Here is a 2,638-nt window from a genome sequence, read left to right on the forward strand (position 1 = left end):
AAGAGAATCAATCAATATTAACAAACAAAAAATCCTCTTAAAGTATTTCGTTTAAGAGGATTTCAGATGAATATCTTATTTATCAATCTGCATCTTCAAACTCTTCGACATCTTCATAAGCCAGAGAACGATGGCCGAATAGAGATAATAATTTACCGACTAACAAGCCAGATACTATGGCAATCACAATGGTAATCACAATAGCAAGTATTTGGCTTACAGCATGTAATCCATCTACAACAACTATTGCAGCTAAACCACCAAATATACCCGGTAAACCATGCAAGTTAGAAACACCACAAGTATCAATAATTCGATGGAATTTTTGTTGTTTATCCTGCAATACTGCAAACCCAATGGTTGCAATAGCACCTGCAATACCACCAATAATAATTGCACCACCATGGCTGGCATGATCGCATGTTGCTCCAATGGCTACACCACCTGCTAAAGCAGCATTAGCAATATCGGCAATATTAATTTTTCCTCTAATTAATACAGAAAGGATATAGGTAATAATAGTTGATCCACACAGAGCAAAGAATACATTTACAACTGTATGAGGAATTGCTTCAACAGGAACGAGGGCAGCACAGAAACTAGGCCAGAATATCCAAAGCACCATACTTCCCAGCATGGAATATCGGTCACTGGTTGCATCGGCTACAATAGGAACATCCATTTCCTTTTTAGTGGTCATCGAAACAGCAGCGCTAATGCCAAATAGTGCTCCAAACGCATGAATAATAATTGATCCTCCAGTATCAGCAATTTCATTTTTCAGAAAACCCAAACCGTTTTCAAGAATAACCCATTCATTAAACATATAAAAGGGGATAAATAAAAGACCCATTATCAGATATTGATGCATTTTAAGTCGACCTAAAACAGCTCCCGCTGCAATCAGCAAACTTGCAGCACCAAACTCAGCTAAAATGAGTTTTTCAATTTCGCTACCCTCACCTTCAAAAATGGCTGAGTTCCCAATGAAATAAAGAGGAATTGAAACACTAACTAACAAAAAAGTAGCAGTAAGTGCTGAACGACCATACTTTTTCACAAATACCATTAAGAACCCAAAACCCAATAACAACATGGCCATAATGTGAATTGCACGATTATATTGTTGTACTTCGACAACTGATTCAATAATGCTGTTGATGTTTTCCTGAGCAAATGCACCAAAAGAACCTAATAATAAGGTCAACATTGCCATTGAAGAAATTACTTTTACCCTAGACATTTTTTGATTTTATGTGTTTCTAAAAAATTTAAGAGAACAAAAGTATTCTAAAAATTGTTTTCTTGTGAATTATTTAACAAACCTTAAATAAATCGCTTCTTGAGTAAGATCCCTATACTTTACAAAAAGCTCAGATAAGGTATTAAGCTATAATTAACTAAAAACATGAATCATGAAAGTCCTAAGTATTCTATTTGCCCTCTTTTCAGTTTTTAACATCAATGCCCAACCTGAAAACGAAGAAGTTGATTTTTTTCTACGCTATCGATTAATGTTTGATGACAAAACAATTGTTGTTGACAATGCCAATATTGAGCTTATGAATAACGATTCTGGGCTTATTTATGCTATCGACCCGACTATCGATAACAGTGACAATTCACTCCAAGGTTTTGCTGTAATTAGCGAAGCTGATCAAGGTCAGTCTTTTATAAATACCTACTACATTTTAGATACTTATGAAGATCAATTCCATGAAGTACGAAAGGGATTAGTGCGTATAAATGTCCAAATTCCAAAACTAGATTACAGAAGTATTTTTTATGAGCTCGCTCGGCTTAACATATTTTTGGTCGATGTTCTGAATGAAGAACGCTTTTATGATTTATGGGATCTTCTGGAAACTGATAACATCATCAATGAAAAACTGATCATGGAAAAACTGATGAGCGATATTAAACTAACCGCTGTTGAAATGCGCGAACAAATGGAATCTCCACTAGTTGAAGAAGGACCTTTTTCGGGAAATGATTTGTTTACTTTGATGGAAAATGTTGAGATTTCTGATCTATCAGACTTTTTGGATTACCTAATTGCCCGTCCTAGAAAATACATGGGTGAAGACTGGAAAATATCGGAAGTATATGCTACATGGATTGTAAGTGGTGCTCCAAGGGTTGTCAAGAATTAGTTCAAATAAATAGACAAGCTATCTTTACTTTTTGTAGTGTTTGTTTTACTTTTTGTAAATTTTGATTTACATTTGCTGAAAAATATAAAGCTATGAAATCAAAGTATTTATTACCCAACCGATTTAAGCCAATAGGCTGGATCGTATTAATTCTCTCCATTTGTTATTACATTCTCTTTTCTTTACCATTTTTGAAGGACATAGAAATTTGGGTAAACGTTTTTGCAATTTATTCTGATGAATTTCTTGGTGAATCTGCATTTTTCAAAATTGTTGAAAACGACATATTCGATGAAATATTCTGTGTACTGTTTATTATTGGGGCTTGTTTTGTTGCCTTCTCAAAAGAGAAAATTGAAGATGAATTTATTTCAAAAATCAGACTTGAATCTCTTTTATGGGCTACTTATGTTAATTATATTTTACTATTACTTGCCATCATTTTTGTATTCGGTCTAAGTTTTTTCATGATACTTATTTTCAAT

3 protein-coding genes are annotated in these 2,638 nt (G+C 33.9%); 2 read left to right on the top strand and 1 reads right to left on the bottom strand.

All coding sequences use genetic code 11. From position 1 onward, the window contains the following. Nucleotides 1-82 precede the first annotated feature (82 nt). On the bottom strand, nt 83-1,243 hold the full coding sequence (locus tag HOG71_10105; GenBank protein MBT5991189.1) for an ammonium transporter: 1,161 nt from the start codon (nt 1,241-1,243) through the stop codon (nt 83-85). A gap of 172 nt (nt 1,244-1,415) precedes the next feature. On the opposite strand from HOG71_10105, the gene HOG71_10110 reads away from it, so the two are divergent. Both HOG71_10110 and HOG71_10115 read left to right on the top strand, forming a co-directional pair. Further along, entirely contained in the window at nt 1,416-2,153 is a 738-nt protein-coding gene (locus HOG71_10110; GenBank protein ID MBT5991190.1) for a hypothetical protein, read from the top strand. Between the two features lie 92 nt (nt 2,154-2,245). Then, nucleotides 2,246-2,638, top strand: a 393-nt coding sequence (locus HOG71_10115; GenBank protein ID MBT5991191.1) for a hypothetical protein, incomplete at its 3' end; no start/stop codon positions are given.

This window comes from Bacteroidota bacterium (assembly GCA_018698135.1).
In the GTDB taxonomy this organism is placed as follows: Bacteria; Bacteroidota; Bacteroidia; order CAILMK01; family JAAYUY01; genus JABINZ01.